Origin of the sequence: Xanthomonas prunicola, assembly GCF_002846205.1 — a bacterium.
Lineage (GTDB): Bacteria > Pseudomonadota > Gammaproteobacteria > Xanthomonadales > Xanthomonadaceae > Xanthomonas > Xanthomonas prunicola.
Genome location: NZ_PHKV01000004.1, coordinates 1 through 21,319, shown reverse-complemented (window position 1 = coordinate 21,319; position 21,319 = coordinate 1). Strand labels below are relative to the sequence as shown.

General features: G+C 60.3%; 14 protein-coding genes and 1 pseudogene. 3 read left to right on the top strand and 12 right to left on the bottom strand.

Annotated elements, in window-relative coordinates; genetic code table 11:
- Positions 1-52 precede the first annotated feature (52 nt).
- Positions 53-1,177, top strand: a complete 1,125-nt coding sequence (locus XpruCFBP8353_RS13550; RefSeq protein WP_162301046.1) for a LacI family DNA-binding transcriptional regulator — start codon at positions 53-55, stop codon at positions 1,175-1,177.
- 100 nt (positions 1,178-1,277) lie between these two features.
- Here XpruCFBP8353_RS13550 and XpruCFBP8353_RS13545 read toward each other — a convergent pair whose 3' ends face one another.
- From XpruCFBP8353_RS13545 to XpruCFBP8353_RS13535, 3 genes are read right to left on the bottom strand one after another with little or no spacing between them, the layout of a single operon-like run.
- Positions 1,278-2,903 (bottom strand): alpha-amylase family glycosyl hydrolase, encoded by a 1,626-nt coding sequence (locus XpruCFBP8353_RS13545; protein ID WP_162301073.1) that lies wholly within the window; start codon positions 2,901-2,903, stop codon positions 1,278-1,280.
- A 47-nt stretch (positions 2,904-2,950) separates the two neighbouring features.
- A complete protein-coding gene (locus tag XpruCFBP8353_RS13540; RefSeq protein ID WP_101363703.1) occupies positions 2,951-4,429 on the bottom strand; it encodes an MFS transporter in 1,479 nt (492 codons plus the stop codon).
- Positions 4,426-6,612, bottom strand: coding sequence for a glucosidase family protein (locus tag XpruCFBP8353_RS13535; protein ID WP_101363702.1), 2,187 nt, complete (start codon positions 6,610-6,612; stop codon positions 4,426-4,428). The genes XpruCFBP8353_RS13540 and XpruCFBP8353_RS13535 overlap by 4 nt, the downstream gene beginning before the upstream one ends.
- A 242-nt stretch (positions 6,613-6,854) precedes the next feature.
- Here XpruCFBP8353_RS13535 and XpruCFBP8353_RS13530 point away from each other — a divergent pair, with 242 nt between their 5' ends.
- Positions 6,855-8,936 (top strand): glycoside hydrolase family 97 protein, encoded by a 2,082-nt coding sequence (locus tag XpruCFBP8353_RS13530; protein WP_101363701.1) that lies wholly within the window; start codon positions 6,855-6,857, stop codon positions 8,934-8,936.
- Positions 8,937-9,229: 293 nt separating this feature from the next.
- On the top strand, positions 9,230-12,004 hold the full coding sequence (locus XpruCFBP8353_RS13525; RefSeq protein ID WP_101363700.1) for a TonB-dependent receptor: 2,775 nt from the start codon (positions 9,230-9,232) through the stop codon (positions 12,002-12,004).
- Positions 12,005-12,785: 781 nt separating this feature from the next.
- Here the strand turns inward: XpruCFBP8353_RS13525 and XpruCFBP8353_RS13520 are convergent.
- The 9 genes and pseudogenes from XpruCFBP8353_RS13520 to XpruCFBP8353_RS13485 form a co-directional block, all read right to left on the bottom strand.
- Positions 12,786-14,402, bottom strand: coding sequence for an alpha-glucosidase (locus tag XpruCFBP8353_RS13520; RefSeq protein WP_101363699.1), 1,617 nt, complete (start codon positions 14,400-14,402; stop codon positions 12,786-12,788).
- 382 nt (positions 14,403-14,784) lie between these two features.
- A complete protein-coding gene (locus XpruCFBP8353_RS24300; protein WP_249027454.1) occupies positions 14,785-15,546 on the bottom strand; it encodes a hypothetical protein in 762 nt (253 codons plus the stop codon).
- Positions 15,547-15,658: 112 nt separating this feature from the next.
- Positions 15,659-16,174, bottom strand: a complete 516-nt coding sequence (locus tag XpruCFBP8353_RS13510; protein ID WP_243391114.1) for a DUF4189 domain-containing protein — start codon at positions 16,172-16,174, stop codon at positions 15,659-15,661.
- A 61-nt stretch (positions 16,175-16,235) separates the two neighbouring features.
- A pseudogene (locus tag XpruCFBP8353_RS13505) lies at positions 16,236-17,218 on the bottom strand (type IV secretion system protein).
- A 39-nt stretch (positions 17,219-17,257) separates the two neighbouring features.
- Positions 17,258-18,430 (bottom strand): peptidoglycan-binding domain-containing protein, encoded by a 1,173-nt coding sequence (locus tag XpruCFBP8353_RS13500; RefSeq protein WP_249027453.1) that lies wholly within the window; start codon positions 18,428-18,430, stop codon positions 17,258-17,260.
- Positions 18,431-18,606: 176 nt separating this feature from the next.
- Positions 18,607-19,191 (bottom strand): hypothetical protein, encoded by a 585-nt coding sequence (locus tag XpruCFBP8353_RS23445; RefSeq protein WP_133125650.1) that lies wholly within the window; start codon positions 19,189-19,191, stop codon positions 18,607-18,609.
- Between the two features lie 44 nt (positions 19,192-19,235).
- On the bottom strand, positions 19,236-19,727 hold the full coding sequence (locus XpruCFBP8353_RS13495) for a DUF4189 domain-containing protein (protein WP_101363696.1): 492 nt from the start codon (positions 19,725-19,727) through the stop codon (positions 19,236-19,238).
- 22 nt (positions 19,728-19,749) lie between these two features.
- Entirely contained in the window at positions 19,750-20,757 is a 1,008-nt protein-coding gene (locus tag XpruCFBP8353_RS13490; RefSeq protein WP_101363695.1) for a type IV secretion system protein, read from the bottom strand.
- 73 nt (positions 20,758-20,830) lie between these two features.
- The coding region (locus XpruCFBP8353_RS13485; RefSeq protein WP_343124827.1) for an XVIPCD domain-containing protein at positions 20,831-21,319 on the bottom strand (489 nt) is incomplete at its 5' end.

The window sequence follows — 21,319 nt, the reverse complement described above, 5'->3', positions numbered from 1 at the left end:
CGTCGGCGGGCGCGTGGCATGATGCCGGCCACTTGTCCTGCCGTTGCCGACCATGACCATCAAGGGTAAAGCCACCTCGCTGGATATCGCCTACCTGGCCGGCGTGTCGCAGCCCACCGTGTCGCGCGCCCTGCGCGGCAGCCCGATGGTCAACGAGGAAACCCGCAAGCGGATCCTGCGCATCGCGCACGAGCTGAACTACAAGGTGGACAAGAACGCCTCGTCGCTGCGGCTACGCAATGCCGGCACGCTGGCACTGCTCTTCTTCGAAGACCCCACTGCCGACGATTCGTTGATCAACCCGTTCTTCCATTCGATGCTGGGGTCGATCACACGTGCCTGCGCGCTGCAGGGCTACGACCTGCTGGTGTCGTTCCAGCAGTTGTCCAAGGATTGGCAAGCCGATTACGAAGACAGCAACAAGGCCGACGGCATCATCCTGCTGGGCTATGGCGATTACCAGCAGTCGCGCCAGCGGCTGCAGTTGCTGGTCGAGCAAGGCACCCACTTCGTGCGTTGGGGCGCGGCCCTGCCCGGCCAGCCCGGCATCTCGATCGGCAGCGATAATTACCAGGGCGGCTTGGACATCACCCAGCATCTGCTGGCGCAGGGCTGCCGGCGCATCGCGTTTCTGGGCCATGCGTCCAACCACTACCCCGAATTCGAAGAACGCTATCGCGGCCATGTCACTGCACTAGCGCAGCACGGCTTGGTAGCCGACCCGGCGCTGCAGTTCGATGCGATCACCACCGAATCGTCCGGCCATGCCGCATGCCTAGCATTGCTCGACAGCGGCAAAGCGTTCGACGCGGTCTGTGCGGCCAGCGATCTGATTGCGATCGGCGCGATGCGTGCCCTGCGTGAGCGCGGTCTGCGCGTGCCGCAGGACGTTGCGGTCAGCGGCTTCGACGATATTGCGTTGGCGGCATCGGTTGCGCCGGCGTTGTCGACCGTGCAGCAGGACACCAAGCAGGCCGGCACGTTGCTGGTGGAAAGCCTGGTTGCCTTGATTCGCGGCGAAGCGGCGCAGAGCCGCACGATTCCTGTGCGTTTGGCGCTACGCGATTCATCGCGCAGCGATGGGCTGCAGCCGCCGCTGGGTTGGGCGCCGTCGTCTGCGGTTGACGCCGGCGATGCGGCTCGGGGGCGCGCAGCTAACAAGACTGCTGAGCGCTGAGGATTCGGGATTCGGGATTCGTTAAAGCACGCAGCTCGGACACCGCAACGAATCGCATCCGAGCGCATGCTAGATATTCTCGTAAGAACGCTTTGAGCCCCTATTTATTGCGCGCATCGCGCGCGATTTGCTCGGCCATTTGAAGGTCCAGCTGCTTGCGCAGGGCCGGGTCGGTGATGGGTGCATCCGACAGCAACACGCGCACGCCATGCGCCGGCACTTGCGTGGCCAGACCTCGCTGTACCGGCAGCTGCGCGCCGCTCATCGCATCACGCCAGGTGCCCGGCTGCAGGAAGCGCTTCACTTCGATGGTTGCCTCGGTATCGGCCTTGTTGAGCAGCACCAACGCTGTTTGTGTCGTGCCAGCCTGCTGATAGACGCGCAGGAATGCGGCTTGATTGCCGCGCAACTGCACATCGACCTGCACACCGCGCTGCAATGCCGGCGTGTCGCGACGGACCTGGGCGATCTGCCGTAGCGGGGCGAAGATCGGACTCTGCGGCGCATCGCGAATGCGCTCGACGCCGAAGTAATTCCGGTTGCCGGCATGTTCGGCACGACCACGCATGAAGCCGATTTCCGAGCCGTAATAGATCACCGGAATACCGCGGGCGGTAAACAGCCAGTTGTGGGCATCGATAAACCCGTTATCGCTGGCATCCAGGCGCGCCATGTCGTGGTTGTCGTAGAAGCTCATCAACTCATAGGGATTTGCGTACGGCCCCTGACGCAGGAACAACGGCGTTGCGAGTTTTTCGAAGCCGGCCTGCTCATGACCGAACACCGCAGCAAGTTGCTGTTTCAGCGGAAAATCCAACACGCTGACACCTGCGTTGCGCGCCCAGGTATGGCCGGCAATCTTGTTGGCGTCGTAATCGAAGGCTTCGCCGAACATGAAAAACCCAGGGCGTTTTTCACGCATACGTGCAACGAAGGCATGCCAGAAACGATCCGGCATCCAGCCGATGGTGTCGATGCGGAATGCGTCAGCGCCCTGCTCCATCCACTGCAGGTAGGCACCAGACAGATAATCCAGCACCGCCGGATTGTTTTCATTGAGATCGGACAACTCCGCCAGACCGCCGCCGGTGTTGTAAAAGGCATGCAACCGGTTGTGCTGCGGATCCAGCTGTGCAGGCGGAAGATTCTGATGGTCGGCGACCAGGCGACCCTGCGCATCGTAAATCTTGCCGAAACCCGGCTGCGCCTGCGGCATGGTGTAAGCCGGCGAACCATGGTTGCCGACGATATCCAGCACCACCTTCAACTTGCTGGCGTGCATCGCGCGGGTGAAGCCAGCGAAATCCAGGCCTGGGCTGGGAAGATGCTCGTCGAGCTTGTAGAAGTTGACGCCCCAATAGCCGTGATAGCCGGTCTTGCCATGGTCGCTGAGCGTGCTACCGCAGGTAATCGGTTTGCCGCCGGTAAATGCTTCGTCGGGGTTGTCGACAATCGGGGTAATCCATACCGCGCCGAAGCCCATGTCGCGGATGTAATCGGCATGCTCGACGATGCCTTTGAAGTCGCCACCGAGATAGCCGATGTTGTCATCGCTGCCATCGGCGCACGGCGTGGGAACGTCAAACGTGCGATGCGCCCCGCCCTGGTCGCGCTGGTCGTTGCCGGTGTCGCCATTGACGAAGCGGTCGGTCACCACGAAATACACCGCCTCGGCCGCAAACGGCTCCAAAGTGCCGTAATAGTCCTTGGCTGCGGGCGTCGCCATTGCCGCGCCTGCGTACATCGTCAACGCCACATACATCGCACTGCGCATCACTGCCCTCCCGAGGCGACGGGGACCCGCACCACGCATACGCCTGCGATCAACAGGCTGAGCCCGCCGATGGCCAACGCATAGATCGGCTGGCCGCCCAACCAGACGCGCAGCACGAAGCCCAATGCGCTGGCGGCGACCAACTGCGGAATCACGATAAAGAAATTGAAGATACCCATGTACACGCCCATCTTGGCGGCGGGCACGCTGTCGGATAGCAAGGCGTACGGCAGCGACAGGATGGAGGCCCAGGCGAAGCCGACGCCCAGCATGGACAGCAGCAGCCAGTGCGGGTCGCGGATGACCAGCATCGACAGCAGACCGACTGCGCCCAGCCACAGATTGCACAGGTGGCTCCAGCGCAGGCCGATTGCACGCACCAGCAGCGGAATCACCATGGCGGCCAAGGCAGCGAATCCGTTGTAAGCGCCGAACAACACGCCAACCCAATTTGCCCCATCGTTATAGGCCGCCGACGCGGTGTCGCTCGCACCAAAATGCACTTGCGTCACCGCGGCAGTGGTGTAGATCCACATCGCAAACAACGCAAACCACGAGAAGAACTGCACCCAGGACAGCCGGCGCATCGTTAGCGGCATGCTGCGCACGTCCTGCACGATCGCCACCAGCATGCTGCGCGCAGGCAACATGCGCGCCAATGCCAGCAAGAGCCCGTAGGCGATACACAAACCGGCCAGCACATACAGCATGCGATCGCCATGCTGCCAGGCGATCGCCGCGGCGAGCAGCACGCCCAGGCCGCACCACAGCGCGCTCGCCGCAGACGACGGCGCCGCGCCGGTGCTTGCCGCAACCGCGACCGGCGGATGCGCATCATCGAAGCGTGCAAGCTGCTCGGGGCTGTACTCGCGCGTCCGCAGCACGGTCCAGCTAATCGACAGGAACAACACCGCTGCGCCGAGATAAAAGGCATAGCGCACGCTATCGGGCAACTGGCCGGGTGCTGCCGTGTTGGCAACGCCCCAATGGGTCAGCAGCCAGGGCAGAACGCTCGCCACGATCGCACCGATGCCGATGAAGAAGCTTTGCATCGCATAGCCGGCCGGCCGCTGCGACGGAGGTAATTGGTCGCCAACCAACGCGCGGAAGGGCTCCATCGAGATATTGATCGATGCATCCAGCACCCACAGCGTGCCGGCAGCAACCCAGAGCATTGGCGCGTTCGGCATCACCAGCAAGGCGAGCGTGGTGAAGACAGCACCCACCATGAAATACGGACGCCTGCGGCCCCACGGGGTCCAGGTGCGGTCGGACAGGTAACCGATGATGGGTTGCACGATCAAACCAGTCAGCGGTGCAGCAATCCACAAGCCGGGCACGTCGTCAACCTGCGCGCCCAGGGTCTGGAAGATGCGGCTAGCATTGGCATTCTGCAGTGCGAAGCCGAACTGGATGCCCAGAAAGCCGAAGCACATGTTCCAGATCTGCCAGAAGCTCAAACGTGGCTTGGTGGTCATGGCGCGGCTTCCATATGTGTGGCGGGCCCGACCAACAGCGCGTTGACCTGCGCAGCATTGACCACGCCATCGCGCCCGCCACGGCCGCCGTTGTACTGCGCGAAGTGCGCCAGCGCGCTCATGTTGAAGCCATCCTCCAGCCGGAACGTGCATGCCTGCCCCGCCAACGCCTCGAACGTGACCTGCGTGGACAACTGCTCGCCCACGCTATGCGGCATCACGATGACCTGCGATTGCGCAGGTTTCCCCGGGCACTCCAGCACCAGCCGTTTCACTGCGGCGGTGACGCCGGTGTTGATCGGGCCGTTATCGTTGCGATAACGCAGCGATACCCGATGCAGACCTGCGCGTGCTGGGCGCCAGCTCCAGCATTGGGCGCCCTGCAATCGCTGCAGTGGGCCGAGCGTCAACGACGGGCTATGCAGCGACTCCAGACCACCGAGCCGCCGGGTCAGGCTGAGCACATGCAGCAGGCCATCATCGGGCAGATCCCAATGCGAACTGGCGTCGAGTGCGTGGCCGTCCAGATACAGCGTAGTACCGGCCGGAATCCTGATGCGATAGGTTTTGCCGCGTTGTTGCGCGACCGGCCCCTGCGGCGTCTGTGGTGCGAAGACCTGCGCCGGTTGCGGTGGCGGCGTCAGCTCGGCGTTCTGCCCAACCAGCTGCACCAGCGTGGTTTGCCCCTGCTGTTGGACGTGTCTGGCTACCAGAAGGTCGCCAGCGTCGCTTGTCGGGCGCTGCAGCACATAGCGACGTGCGCCCTGCTCCAGCACGATTTGCTCGCGCTCACCAAACAACAAAGGCAGCAAAGACCGCGGCAGCTTCGGCTGCATGCGGCCATCTGCCGACAGCCCGAATACACCTTCCAGCACTGCAGCTAGATAGCCGGCCACCGACCACAGCTGACGTGGCGAATTCACCACCGGGCCGCTACGTGCACCCTCCTCCACATGCACCGCAAGGCGCTGCATTTCGTAGTTTTCCATGTTGGAGCCCGCCAACGCGCTACCGCGCATCAGCGATTGCAGCTCCAGCGCGATGCGCGGCGCATCATCCAGCCTGCGTGCGGCGCGTAGCGCATAGGCGCTGACGAACGGCCAGACCGCGCGGTTGTGGTAGATCGGCTGCTCGGCCTCCTGCGGCCACACCACCGGGCTGCCACCGGCGACCATCGGATAATTGCGCAGCGCAACGCGTGCCCGCTGCGGCGGAAAGACATCGGCCAGCACGCCCAGCGACAGCCCGAGCAGATCCCCTTTGGCATAGCGCACCGGATGCGCTGCGTTGCCGAGATAGCTTGCATACTGGCTGTTGCGCGCATCCCAGAACCGCGTATCGATGGTCTGGCCGAGCGCTTCGGCCCACTGCGCGTACTGCGCGGCGCGCGCATCGCCATGCTGTCGCGCCAACTTTTCGGCCAGACGTAGCGCCTGATAATGCAGCACGTTGGTAGAGAGTGCGAAGGACTCGGCAATGAAGCGCACGTCCTCGCGCGTCCATTCCGGGTAGGTCTGTTCGCGCCAGTCAAGGAACGAGGTTTCGCCGCGGTAGAGGCCGATCTGTGTATCGAAAACGGCGTCGCGATCCTGCGCGATCGTCGCCTGCAGCGCCTGCCACACCTCTTCGGCAAACGGCTTGTCGTCCAGCAGGCCGCGTGCAGCCAGGAACCACACCACACGGTCGCTGCTGATCGGCCAGCTGCCACCGGAGCCGGTGTCCTGCGCAACGAACAGCCCCGGCGTGCGCCCATCGCGTGCGGCTGAGAGTTTGAAGCGCAATGCATTGCGCGTGCGCTCCGGCTCCAGCTGCGCCAATGCCAGATCGGCGGCGAAGCTGACATCGCGCGTCCACACATAAGGCCAGCGCTCACCGGTCTCAAAACACGCGCACGGCACCGGCTTGCCGTCGTTGAAGGCAGGGTCGCGGATGGCGTCGACGCGGTCGTCGGCCATGTCCCGCTGCGCCAGCGCGAACAAGGCATCGAACAGCGGGCTGGCGGTATGCGTGCGCATCGGTTGTGCCGCGATGCGGCGTTCACCCTGCGGCCAACGCAACACAAAGCTGCCATCGTCCAGCGCCTGCGCGTGGGCGCGGCGCCCCTGAAATTCCAGCTCATCGGCCAATACCGGCGGGCTTGCCGCAACGCCCAGCGTTGCAGCCATGCAGATCATCTTCAGCATCGAAGCGGCGAGACAGCTTGCGCCGTCGGCCTTCCTCCCTCGTTGCACGCGTTGTGGTGCGCGGCACGGACGTGCCACGGTCGCGGCCCCTCCCAGGTGCCGTCCACCATGGTAGACGCGCACTCCGCTGTTCCACAGCACTGCATACGTATTCATGGCCTTCAGGCAATGCGCGGCACGGCGCATCCACTGCGGGCCACTGCATAGTCACTGCTTGCGCAACGGTCACCTTGGGAGGGGATATGCCGCTGTCGTCACGTCGGGCGCGCTCGACACTGGGCGCCGCATGGATCGCCCAGCTGCTGGCTCTCGCGCTATTTGGCGCCGCTGCGCCGCAGCTGCATGCCGAAGTCACCACCATCAGCGTTGAGTCGCCGGACAAGGTGCTACAGGTCAGTCTGGACGTGGATGGCGGCACGCCTTACTACCGCGTGCAGCGTCTGGGCGAAGCAGTGCTGCAGCGTTCGCGGCTGGGCTTCGCGCTGCGCGACGGCCGGCTGGACCGCGGCATGGTGGTACTCGCACAAGCACGCCAACGTCACGATGACACCTGGCAACAGCCCTGGGGCGAAACGCGACTGGTGCGCAACCACTACAACGAATTGCGCGTCAGCCTGGGCGAGCGCGACGGTGCGCAGCGCACCTTCGACGTCATCTTCCGCGTCTACGACGACGGGCTTGGCCTGCGCTATCACTTCCCCCAGCAAGCAGGATTGCGTGAGGCAATCATCGACGAAGAAGTGACCGAGTTCGCCATCGCGCAACCTGCCGATGCCTGGTGGATTCCCGCAGGCGAACCGATCCACTACGAATATCTGTATCGACACACGCCGTTGAATCAGGTCGCGCTGGCGCATACGCCGCTCACCTTGCGCACCGACAGTGGGCTGCACATCGCGCTGCACGAAGCCGCCCTGGTCGACTACGCCGGCATGTGGCTACGCCGCACCGACGATCAGCGCCTGCGCGCGCAGCTGTCGCCGGCCGCCGAAGGCTGGAAGGTGCGCCGCAGCCTGCCCTTCGATACGCCATGGCGCACGCTGCAGATCGCCGATCAGGCCACCGGCCTGGTGGAATCCAACCTCATCCTCAACCTCAACGAACCCAACGTGCTGGGCGACGTGAGCTGGATCAAGCCGTCCAAGTACGTGGGTGTGTGGTGGTCGATGCACCTCAACCAACAGACCTGGGCAACCGGACCGAAACACGCCGCAACCAGCGCGAATACCAAACGCTACATCGACTTCGCCGCCGATCACGGTTTTCGCGGCGTGCTGGTCGAAGGATGGAATCCCGGCTGGAACGGCGAATGGTTTGGCAACGGCGGCAGTTTCGATTTCATAAGGCCAACGCTCGATTTCGACCTGCCTGCACTGAGCAAATACGCTGCCGCCAAAGGCGTGCATCTGATCGGCCATCATGAAACGGGGTGCGCAGTGGACCATTACGAAGACCAGATTGCCGAGGCGATGGACCTGTACGCCCGGTTCGGCGTGGACTCGGTCAAGACCGGCTATGTCTGCGACGATGGCCAGGTGGAGCGTCGCAACCCCGCGGGCGGCGCGCCGCTGCGCGAATGGCACGATGGTCAATGGATGGCGCGCCATCATCTGCGCGTGGTGCAGGAAGCCGCCGCGCGCCACCTCGCGGTCAATGCGCACGAACCGATCAAGGACACTGGCCTGCGCCGCACCTATCCCAACTGGATCTCGCGCGAAGGCGCGCGCGGCATGGAGTACAACGCCTGGGGCCAGCCGCCCAATCCACCCGAGCACGAAGTCAACCTTGTATTCACGCGACTGCTCGCCGGACCGATGGACTACACACCCGGCATCGTGAGCCTGAAAGGACGCAACGGGCAGCCAATTCCCAGCACCTTGGCACGCCAGCTAGCGCTGTACGTCACGCTCTACAGCCCAATCCAGATGGCCGCCGATCTGCCCGAGCATTATCTACAGCACCGCGACGCCTTCCGCTTCATCGAAGACGTGGCAGTGGACTGGGACCAGACCCGCGCATTGAATGGCGAAGTGGGCGATTACGTGACCATCGCGCGTAAGGATCGGCACAGCCGCGAGTGGTTCCTGGGCAGCATCACCGACGAACACGGCCGCCTGCTGCAGGTGCCGCTGGGCTTTCTCGAACCCGGCGTGCGCTACACGGCGCAGATCTATCGCGATGGCGACGGCGCCGATTACCTGAGCAACCCGTTCGCCTTTGTGCGCGAAGAACGCCAGGTCGGCAGCACCGACACCATGGAGTTACGCCTGGCACCCGGTGGCGGGCAGGCCATCCGCTTCGTACCGATGGATGCCAAGCGTTGAGCGATGCGGAGCATTCATCGCCATGGATTGCATCTGGCCGCAAGTCCCATCGCCGTCGATCCGTATCGCACCGATGGGCGCTCGGCAGCGCCAGCTTCGTGCGCTGGAGATGCCGTGTGGAATCGATTTCATTGCCGTTGCGCGGGTTGAATACGTATGCAGCAGCCGTTTGCATGCGGGTGCGGTGTCTACCATACGTTGCAGTCGTGACGTCCGTCCGGGCGTGCGACGCATGACATCCAGGCGTCTGCCGGATCAAAAAACAAAGAACAACATGTACCTGGGAGGGGAAAATGTTGAAGCACAAGCGCTCTGCGCTGAGTATCGCCCTGGCCGTTGCCATGGCACCGACGCTGGCTGCTGCGCAGTCGGCAACGCCTGCACAAGCCACCGGCACCGAACACACCGCATCCGAACAAGCAAACGGCGCGGTCACCGAGTTGGACAAGGTCCAGGTCACCGGCCTGCGGCGCGCGATCGAAGGCGCCATTTCGGTCAAGCGTGACTCCACCTCCATCGTGGAAGCCATTTCGGCCGAAGACATCGGCCGCCTGCCCGACGTCAGCATCGCCGAATCGCTTGCGCGCCTGCCTGGCCTGGCCGCGCAGCGGGTGGCCGGGCGCGCGCAGGTCATCAGCGTGCGCGGCCTGTCGCCGGACTTTTCCACCACCCTGCTCAATGGCCGCGAAGTGGTCAGCACCGGCGATAACCGCAGCGTGGAGTTCGACCAGTATCCGTCCGAGCTGGTCAGCGGCGTCACCGTCTACAAGACCCCGGACGCCGGCCTGGTAGGCCAGGGCCTGTCGGGCACCGTCGACATGCAGACCGCGCGCCCGCTGAGCTACAACGAGCGGGTGATCGCCATCGGTGGCCGCTATCAGCGCAATTCGCTGGGCAAGGCCGCCAATGTCGACCCGTATGGCAACCGCTTCAACGTCAGCTACATCGACCAGTTCGCCGACCGCACCATCGGCCTGACCATCGGCTACGCCCACACCGACATGCCGATCCAGGAGAACCAGGTGGGTTTGTACGAACCCTGGCAGCCGGTCAACGCACAGCGCCAGCGCCCCGGCGTCGCCGACGGCGTGTATTTCTCCGACGGCATCAAGGCACTGCGCCGCACCGGCAACCAGAAGCGCGACGGCGTCATGGCCACGCTGCAGTATCGCCCGTCCAATGCCTGGACCAGCACGCTCGATGCGTTCCATACCGAAGCCGAGCAGATCGACACCGCCAACCAGTTCGAGCTCAACCTGAGCAACTACAACGGTGGCTACACGCCGGGCCTGAACATCACCGACGTGCGCGTCAACGACCGCAACACTTTCCTGGGCGGCATAGCCAGCGGCGTCTATCCGCTGGTACGCGGCATGTACAACAAGCGCGAAGACACCATTGATGCGTTCGGCTGGAACAACGAAATCACCGCCGGTGCGGTCAAGATCATCGCCGACCTGAACTATTCGAAGGCCACCCGCGACGAACTGAACCTGGAGAACAACCTCCAGCGGGCGCCCATGCCGCAACTGGACACGGTAGGAGTGTCGGTCGCCGGCAACGGCTTCTCGCAGCTGGCGCCGGGGATGAATTATTCCAATCCCGATGAGCTGTTCCTGACCAACACCATCTACGGCTCCGGCTACGGCAAGGTGCCCAGCGTGGAAGACGTGCTCAAGGGCGCGCGCCTGCAGGCCAGCTTCCCGATGCCCGAAGCGCTGAGCTGGTTCTCGGATCTGGATGTGGGCGTCAACTACGCCAATCGCGAAAAGCAGAAGACCCAGCCGGAAGGCAACATCACCCTCGGTGCGCAGGGCGAGGCCACGGTTGCTGCGGACCTGCAATACGCGCCGGTCAACCTCGGCTTCGCCGGTCTCGGCTCCCTGCCTGCCTGGAACGTGCCGGCCGCAGTGTCGCGCTACATGCTGTTCAACCCCAGCGACGATGCCTCGTTCCTGGTCTCCAAGGCCTGGACGGTCGAAGAAAAAATCACCACCGCGTGGCTGCGCGCCAACCTCGATACCGAATGGGGCAGTGTCGGCGTGCGCGGCAATATCGGCGTGCAGCTGCAGAGCGCCGACCAATCCTCGCGTGCCAATTACTGGGACGCCTCGCAGCCGGCCGGTAGTGAAGTGCGCCCGATCGACGATGGCAAGACCTACCGCGACTGGCTGCCCAGCCTGAACCTGGCCTTCCAGTTCCCGTACGAGCAGACGCTGCGCTTCGCCATGGCCAAGCAGGTCGCACGCCCACGCGTGGATCAACTGCGTGCCTCGCTGGAATTCGGTGTCGACACGTCCACCGGCCGTCCCGGCGCCAGCGGCGGCAACCCCATGCTCGACCCGTGGCGCGCCAATGCCCTGGACATCTCCTACGAGAAATACTTTGCTGACCGTGCGTATGTGGCCGCAGCGTTCTTCTACAAGGACCTCAAGAGCTACATCTACACCCAGAGCCGCGACAACTACGACTTCTCCGCACTGGTAGCAGGCTACGTGCCGCCGCCGGGCTCTGCACCAGTGCTGACCACCGGCACCTTCAGCGCCCCGTTCAACGGCAAGGGCGGCACGCTGCGCGGCGTCGAACTCACCGCCTCGCTGCCACTGGATCTGATCTTCGCCCCGTTGGAAGGCTTCGGCATCCAGGCCAGTGCCACCTTCAACGACAGCGACGTCAAGATCCGTGACCCGGAAAGCGCGTCCAGCGTGGGCGACGGTGAAATCAGCCTGCCCGGTTTGTCCAAGCGCGTCTACAACCTGACTGCCTACTACGAGCACAAGGGCTTCGAAGCACGCGTCAGCCAGCGTCGGCGCTCGGACTTCATCGGCGAAATCGGCAACTTCAACGGCAACCGCACGCTGCGCTACGTGGTCGGCGAAAACATCACCGACGCACAGATCAGCTACAACTTCGGCGAAGCCAGCAGCCTGTCCGGCCTGACCCTGCTGCTGCAGGCCAGCAACCTCAGCAACTCGCCGTATCGCACTTACGCAGAAACCAAGGACCGTCCGCTGGAATACATCGAATGGGGCCGCACTTTTGTGCTGGGTGTGAACTACAAGTTCTGAGTAGCTGGCATCACCACGTGCGTGAGACGAAGCGCCTGAAGCGCCAGCAAGATCTGGGCTGAGTGTCGTCGCCCAGATTCGCCGGCCACATTGGAAGGCGAACGACACACCGCAAGGCCCAGCGATCACACGCTGCAGCAAGACAAGCCCCTCTCCCACCGGGAGAGGGCTTGAGGTGAGGCTACGGGACTGTCACTTCGTCACAGATCGCACAGAAGCGCTATGAGATTGACATTGCTCTCGATAAAGTAGGCAACGTTCAGACAGGCAAACGCGTCACGCCGAACGACATTTCCATTTCGGCTCCTGCATAAAAAAGACCCGCCGGCATCAAACTGGCGAGTCTTTTTTTTGAGTCTTGGCAACGAGATCAACGTCATGAAATCGTGCGGGCTAACTTGCGGCACATACACATCTGCCCTCACCCCCTAGACCAAAAATCACGCGGTGTAACACCGGCTTTCGTGCCGCGCGTCGCACGCATGCGCTTGGCACCACGCTCACAAAGACAGCAAGGCGTTTTCAACGAAGGACCTTACCGAGTCGCCGACAGCCGTAACACCGCAAGCCAGCTGACGGATCGGGAGGCCCATCAAAAGCCTGTCCGGTCCTGATGACGCCTGCCACTCAACAATGAGATGGAATGCCACGCCAGCGCTTATCAAACGATCTAGCGCCCAAGATGATCGGCGTGCAACAAAACGGAGCGGCATCGCAAAGAATGCCGCCCCGCTTGCAAAACCCTCTCAAGCGTACGCCGAGAGGTTTCAGCTGCTCGTACTCAGCCACGACCTACCGCAGCAACAACCGCGTGCCCGGTCAGCCGTAGGTGTCCGCTCTTCATCGCCCCACGTTCGACACCGGGCACATCGATCTGCTCCCACTCGCCGGCAGGCAAGGCCAGGTCGGCAGGATCGGCGGACAGATTGAATGCCAACAGCATGACCTGACCCAGATGCGTGCGCCGGAACATCAGCACCGGTTCGGCCGTGTCGTAGAAAGCGATGGATCCCTCGCACAGCGCCGGCATTTTCTTGCGCCAGGTAAGAAACGCACGGACTGCGCTCAGCACGGAATGCGCATCAGCCTGCTGCACGCTCACCGCAGCAGCACGATGCGGCTCCGCCAGTGGCAACCACGGCTTGCCACTGGTGAATCCCGCAGATGGCGCATCGGTCCACGGGATCGGCGTACGGCACCCATCGCGCCCCTTGAAGGTTGGCCAGAACGTGATGCCGTACGGGTCCTGCAGATCCTCAAATGCAACCTCCGCCTCGCCCAGCCCAAGTTCCTCGCCCTGATACAGACAGATCGAACCACGCAACGAACACAGCAGCGCCACCACCATCCGCGCAAACGCCGGCGATGCATGCGCGCCGCCCCAGCGCGTGACCGCACGCACCACATCGTGGTTGGAAATCGCCCAACACGGCCACCCCTCGAGCATGGTGGCCTCGAGCCGGCTCACCGTCTCCCGGATATAGGCCGCGCTGTAGTCCTGCACCAGCAACTCGAAGCTGTAACCCATGTGCAAGCGGCCCTGGGCGGTGTACTCGGCGGTAGTCGCCAGCGAATCTTCCGACGAGATCTCGCCCAGGCTCACCGCGTTCGGGTAGCGATCCAGCAGCGCGCGCAAGCGCTCCAGGAACGCAAGGTTCTCCGGCTGGGTGTTGTTGAAGTAGTGGTACTGATACGCGTATGGATTGTCCGCACTGAAACCGCGCCCTACTCGCTTGTCCGCTGGCTTGGCCGGGTTATCGCGAAGCTGCGCATCATGGAAACAGAAGTTGATCGCGTCCAGTCGGAAACCGTCCACGCCACGGTCCAGCCAGAAGCGCACATTGTCCAATGTCGCCTGCTGCACCTCGGCGCTGTGGAAATTCAGGTCCGGCTGATCCACCAGGAAGTTATGCAGGTAGTACTGCTCACGCCGCGGCTCCCACTGCCAGGCCACTCCACCGAACAACGACAGCCAGTTGTTCGGCGGCGTCCCGTCCTCGCGCGGATCGGCCCACACATACCAATCAGCCTTCGCATTGGTCCTGTCCTGCCGGCTCTCCTGGAACCACGCATGTGCGATAGACGTGTGGCTCAGCACCTGGTCGATCATCACCTTCAAGCCAAGGCCATGCGCCTTGTCAAGCAGCCGATCGAAATCGGCCAGCGTCCCGAACAGAGGATCCACCGCACGGTAGTCCGCGATGTCATAGCCGAAATCGGCCATCGGCGACTTGAAGAACGGCGAGATCCAGATCGCATCCACGCCCAACCCTGCGATGTAGTCGAGCTTGGCGATAATGCCCGGCAGATCGCCCACCCCATCGCCATTGGAATCGAGAAAACTACGCGGATAGATCTGATAGATGACGGCCCCGCGCCACCATGGTGTCTGCGACATGTACGCCCCTCCCGGGCCACTGCGGGTACACGAAGGAGCACCCAGCCAAGAGCGTTAGCGTAGCGGCGTAACAGACCCAGAGCATGCCCGTGCATACGTATTCATGAGCAGCCACATGTGCAACGACCCAACGGTTTGCGCTCAGGCCACGTGGTTAACGTAGCGGCGTCGGGAGATCATCGTCCACGGCATCGGGGAACGACCCATCCTCCGCATGCTGGGCGATAAGCGCGCGCAGACCGAGCAATGACTCACTGACTAAGGCCAACAGATACCGCACGGTAGCTTGGGTGGAACAATATCCGCCGAGTCAGCCGCCAACATCAACCACAAACCTCTCTTTAGTTGGCATTGAATTGTGGGGATTCGACAGATGCGGCGGTTAAAGCGCCTTACATTGCAACTCTTCTATTCTCTTTTTGGGCTTTTCTTTGGCAAACAGAAAAGTGGTATAGCCAGGGCCCCGCGAACCCTCGCCGTCGTCAACATACGCTTCTAGGAATAGTTGATGACCATCGAGAACCACTTCGAAAAATTTCGTCTGAGTGTCAGGGACATCCTCTCCTAAGTCTGCGGCGCAATCTCCCGCAATCAACCGAATTGACGTTGCAGAGGGCAACTGGCGCTTTACCACATCAGCATACTCAGGACTAACATAAAACTTCTTTACCGCAATTGAGTGCACATTCTGCGCATCCCCGGTGAGTGTGAGGCCTGACTCACCCTCATTAACCTTCTTCACTCCCGCATCCACCCCTTGATTCCCGTCAGGCACCTCAACCATACCAAAACCATCGAGAACAAGTGTTCCGCTACGGGATTTTGATTTTTCGAGATCATTACTGTCAGGATTGGGCTGCGGGGAGGGTTCCCGCCACTGCACGCCTGGAGTGCTATCGAAGCTTGACCAAGATGCGCCATCGTTGGCAACAAGTAGATAGACAACTTGATAAAGCGATGTCACTCGGGCCACTCCTTCCGATTTTCTTTGCTGAGGCGATGATTTAGAGCTGTCTTTTTGCATATCTCTGCGCTCTTCCTTGATGCCTTCATTCTCTTTTGCGTAGGTAGCGTCCTGCCGGCAAGCGACCAGTATCAAGAACCCCAAGGTCAAAAAAAACATCCATATATTCTTAGGCGACATGAAAAATACCGTTTACACCAACATTCGCGCATTAAGTAAATAGAAAAATCAAGATCACTTCAGCGTAATAGCGAGATATCGCCTCTTACCATTCTTAATAGTTATATTATCATTAGTTTTTTATAAAAACTGGCTCAGAGCACTCAGAATAGATAACGTTGCACGATCCAGTATCACTTGCTTCACAGCTTTTGCATGCAGACTTTATGGCAGCTTTTTTTGAAGCAGACGAGTGATAAAAACTTTTAGAATTTGAAGAGACCAAGGCGGCACATTGATTCTGATAGCTTAATCGAACCTCACAATCTTTAGCGCCACCTAAAGCACATTGCTCTGTCGCTGATTGCTGCGCTTCACTTTCAGAAAATTTACCCACGGCGCTCCCAGCCTCACCAGTAGAGTTGGAACGAGCAATCGCGCCCCACGTCTTAATCCACTCACCTGCCGGCTTAGAGGGAGGTGCTTGTTCGCCTTGCATATCCGGCGTATCGGGTATGCATTGCATGCTTCCCATCTGAGTACCAATAGGACATCTAGTTTGGGCATTCAGAGAAGGGCAGAGGAAAAAAAACGAAGAGATGCAAAGAACCAGTTGAGGAAGCTGCATCACGACCGCCTTGTTGTTCATTTTTGAGCAAGACCACGGCTACCCGCATTCAACTCTTGATTGGACGTAGATTCATTACGCATCACAGTTGGCGCTCCGGTGTGATCTTGAGTACGTTGATTTTCGATATTTTTAGCCGGCGGCGGCATCTGCGCATTCGGCCCCTGACGGTTGGCGTTAGTCGCCGCATCCGACGAACCAACGAGCCAGGCGCGAATTGGCCGAGCGTGCCCTGGAAGAACGCCGCTGCCATCGGTGGTGCGGCAGGATCAATGTCGTCAATACCAAGCCCACTCCTCCCTGCTGCAGCGCCATGCTGCTGATGCCTTCACTGGTGCCTCCGGGAAGGGCGTACTTCACCAGGAACCCCACAGCTACCGCGCCAACCACCTTCGTCGCCAGACTCACCATAAAGCTCAGCACCGCCAACGAGAACACCATGCCTACGCCGTATGGCAGCCACTTGCTGAACAGCGACGTCGTCGCCTGGAACAGCAGGCACATGATGAACAAAGGACCAAACCCCACAAACAGCGCCATGCCGATCTTGTTCAACAGCAACAGCGAGCCGCCCACCACGCCCGGACCGGCCATCCCCACCCCGGTGAACCAGCGCGCATGCGTCTTCTCGTCATTGCGCTGCTCGTTACCCGCTGTCTGGATCTGATCGATGCTCATCATCGCGATCTGCATCAATCCCAGGTTCTTGTCGATCGCATCGTAGGGACTTTTAGAGTCACCCGTCACCACCTTGGTGATGGCCTAGCTAACACCATCAGTCAGCGTCCAGTAAAGCCTCGACGAGCCCTGCGCCATGCTCGTCGCCACAGCAATGATCAGCGCCGCACGCAGCGCCGTCACCACCAGACCCATCGCCGCCTCGCGCGACTGGCCGGTGACGATGCGATAGCCCTGGACCAAAATCCACAGTGTCAACAGCGTGAGGGCCACCATCCCGACCCAGGCCGTGGTGCGTTGTAACAACTCCCACTGGAAGATCGCAATCTCATCGCGCAGTTCGTTGCAAGTAGAGCCAAGGCGAGCATTCCTGACCACCTTGGCGATTTACCAGATCGCCGAAGCGCAACGACCAACAAGCCCGACTTATATGGACATCGAGCGCGAAGCAGTTTCCTGGGTCTGCACCTGGGTGGCCTGACGCTGGCTTTCCTCGGCCGCTTGCCGGCTGCTGTTTTCCAACGGCTGATTCTGCGCTTGGCTGCGATCCACAAAAACCCGCTGCATCGCCGGGTCGGTCATCTCGCCCTGCACTGCGAAGAAGCCGTCGCCGCTCTTGTTGGGCACCACATGGTCGATGCGTTGGAGACCGCTGACCTTGGACTCGAACACGATTTGGCCGGCTGCCTGCTCTAGCTCTTTGCGGTTGGCAAAACCGCCACGTTCCCCCAGCGCTTCGAGCTTGCTCACTGCACCGTTGTACATCGCGTTATCGGGATGGCGAGGGTCAGACAACAAGGGGCTGGACGCTGCCTGTGCCGGCGCAGCAGGCGCGGCCGTGTGCTCAGGTTGCTTGGGTGTCGCCTGGGTCAACGCCTTGGCCAAAGCGGCCTGGGTCTGTTGACCTGCGACGCCGTCTATCTGCAACCCGTGCTCGCGCTGGAATTGCTCGACCGCATATTTTGTGTTGCCGCCGAAGTCGCCATCCGCGTGCAGCGGCTTGCCATCGCGACCAACGGCGCCGAGTTGCGCAAGCTGGCCTTGCAACTGCTTCACTTGCTCGCCGCGCTCGCCTTGCTCCAATTTGCCGTCCTGTGCGGCATCGCGTTTGTGCTGTTGGGTTTGTACAAGCTGCTGGGAAGGCTGAGAATTGATTTGCTTCCATGCCTGCTCAGGCGTTACGCCACTTTCGATTGCCGAACGATACGACTGACGCATCGTATTCAAGGCTTGCTCTGTCTCTGCGCTCGTGATCGACGCATGATTAGAACCACCTGGCTTGTCGTAATAGCTTTTCCCAGTATCTGGATCAGCAATACTGGCCCATTCTTGTGCGAGCGCATTCTGCGCACTATTCAACGAAGAGCCAGGCGCATCAGTAATGTAGTTGCGAACTGCAGACTTCTTGTGAGTGATCAGATAATCTGAAAACACTTGATCTTGGAGTTCGGGGGTAAATTCCTGAGACCGCTCAATACCCAACTTATTCACCGCATCCTTCATCGTAGAAGGTATGACTTGGTAGCGCCCGACTGCGAAAAGCCGTTCTTGATCACCCCGCGGCAGGGCCTGCGCATCCATGACATCGCCAACAGTCATAGACGAAAATTCTATGGGACCAGTGCTCCCACGAATATGCTCCTGCCCGTCTGCGGCAATGTATGTACCTCGATTGTAAGCATTGTAGTTATTTCGCCCAGACTCTCCACGCTGGATTAGATCTGCCAAAGGACTGCTCATATCTAGCACCTCCTGTGAGATTAAATACGCATTAATCAGTTAGCTTTGACGGACACATCCCACCAAGAAACGAAGAGTCTGGATTTTTTACCCTCCACTAACGCGTCCTGGACTTCCCCATACGTGGAGACCTTAAGTAATTGTTTATGGTCAGCACTCGAAAACTCCGTTATGCAATGCCCATCGCCACTACAAATATTCAGCTCTGGCACCTCGTCACAGATTGCACACCGCCCTGGATCTTTCGAGCATATACTTTCAAAATCGTCGCCAACAACATTTTTCTTGCATTCAGCGCTTACTACCGGCCTCCAATTTCCGGCAATAACTTTTTTTCGGAGATCGCCGTAAGGCATACCTTCTTTAAATCCATCTGCGAGCTTATGGATATCAACCGATTCAGGATTCGTCGTTGGAGTTGCGCTTGCCCTAGGGGCAGCCCCTAGCTCCAAAGCTTTTATTTTTGAGCCATCTTCCTGAGGCGCCGATTCATCGGTTGTTTTCTGTGAATTTTGCGATTGATCGGTTAACCCTTGCGACTTAGCGCCTTGATCGCATGCTGCCAGCGAAAGGAGAGACGCGAACATCAGAGAGACAAATGCATTTCGCAAAAATTCCATTACCCCGCACCTCACCTTAATACGATTCAAAGCAATCAAGAAAATTAATATTTTCTGAAAATCGGTTCAGAGCATTCAGAATAAACCGTGCTACAGGCACCAGAATTACTCTCTTCGCAAACTTTAGTCGCTAACTCAATAGATTTTTGCTTACTAGCGGAAGCCTGAAAAAAACTCTTGCCCTGCGAAGCAACCAGAGCAGCACATTGATTTCGATACACTAATTTCACTTGGCAGTCAGTAGCACCACCTGCAGCACATTGGCGAGTGGCTTTATCTCTTGCCTCATTTTCAGACAACTTGCCTACCGTGCTTCCAGCTTCACCAGTTGAGCTGGAGTGAGCAATTGCCCCCCAAGTCTTAATCCATTCCCCCGTTGGCCTGGGCGGAGGCGCTGGAATATCTCCCCTCGAAGTACCTGAATCAGGTCCACACTGGGGACTTCCAGGCGCCACGCCATTTGGACAGGCCGTTTGTGCCAGTGAAGCACCAGCGAAGAAAAAACTCAAAAAAATAATTGATCGCGGAAGAGTCATAGAACACTCAGGAATTTGTTGATCATTTTTGCGCAAGACCCCGACTACCGCTATTAGGCTCTTGAGAGGGCGAAGAATCATTACGCATTACAGTAGTGTTACCACTAGTTGTTTGAGTAGAACCACTTGTAGACTCTTTAGCTGGCGCCCCGGGCTCATAAGGCCGCCCAGCTGCCGGCGACTGACCTGCCCGATCCAGCTGGCCCAGCGCCGAGTACGCCGTGAACTGGCCCAGCGTGCCCTGGAAGAAGGCTGCTGCCATTGGTGGTGCCGTGATGATCAACGTCGTTAACACCAGTCCTAATCCTCCCTGCTGCAGCGCCATGCTGCTGATGCCTTCGCCCGTAAACCCGTTCATTGCCCACTTTGCGACGAAGGCCGCGCCCACTGCGCCGACCACCTTGGTCGCCAAGCTCACCGTGAAGGTCAACACCGACAACGAAAACACAGTGCCCAATCCATATAGCAGCCATTTGCTGAACAATGACTTCGTCGCCTGAAACAGCAGGCACAGGATGAACAGAGGACCGAACCCTACCACCAGCGCCATTGCCAGTTTGTTGAGTAGCAACATCGAGCCGGCAACAACGCCTGGACCGGCCATTCCGAGGCCGGTGAACCACCGAGCCCGGTCTTTTTCGTCTTTGCTCTCTTCATCACCGCCCGTCTTGATCTGATCCAACGCCGACATCGCCACTTGCATCAGCATCAGATTCTTGTCGATCGCCTCGTAGGGACTCTTTGAGCTGCCCGTCACTGTCCGGGTGATCGCCGAGCTGATCCCGTCGGTCAGCGTCCAGTACAACTGCGGAGAGCCTTTGGCCATGCTCGTGGCCAATCCGATAATCAATGCTGCCCGCAGTGCCGTCACCACCAGGCCCATCGCCGCCTCGCGCGATTGACCAGTCACGATGCGGTAGCCATGGATAAAAATCCAAAGCGTCAGCATCACCATACCGAGCCAAGTAGCGGTCCGCTGCAACAACTCCCAATGAAAAATCGCGATCTCGTAGCGCAGGTCGCAGGAAATAGAGCCAAGGCGGACTTCCTGACCGCCTTGGCGATTACCAGATTACTGAAGCGCAGCGACCAACACGCCCGACTTACATGGACATCGAGCGCGAAGCAGTTTCCTGGGTTTGCACCTGGGTAGCCTGACGCTGGCTTTCCTCAGCCGCTTGCCTGCTGCTGTTTTCCAACGGCTGATTCTGCGCTTGGTTACGATCCACAAAAACCCGCTGCATTGCCGGGTCGGTCATCTCGCCCTGCACTGCGAAGAAGCCGTCGCCGCTCTTGTTGGGCACCACATGGTCGATGCGTTGGAGACCGCTGACCTTGGACTCGAACACGATTTGGCCGGCTGCCTGCTCTAGCTCTTTGCGGTTGGCAAAACCGCCACGTTCCCCCAGCGCTTCGAGCTTGCTCACTGCACCGTTGTACATCGCGTTGTCGGGATGGCGAGGATCAGACAACAACGGACTGGCTGCTGCCTGTGCCGGCGCAGCAGGCGCGGCCGTGTGATCAGGTTGCTTGGGTGCCGCCTGGGCCAACGCCTTAGCCAAAGCGGCCTGGGTCTGCTGACCTGCGACGCC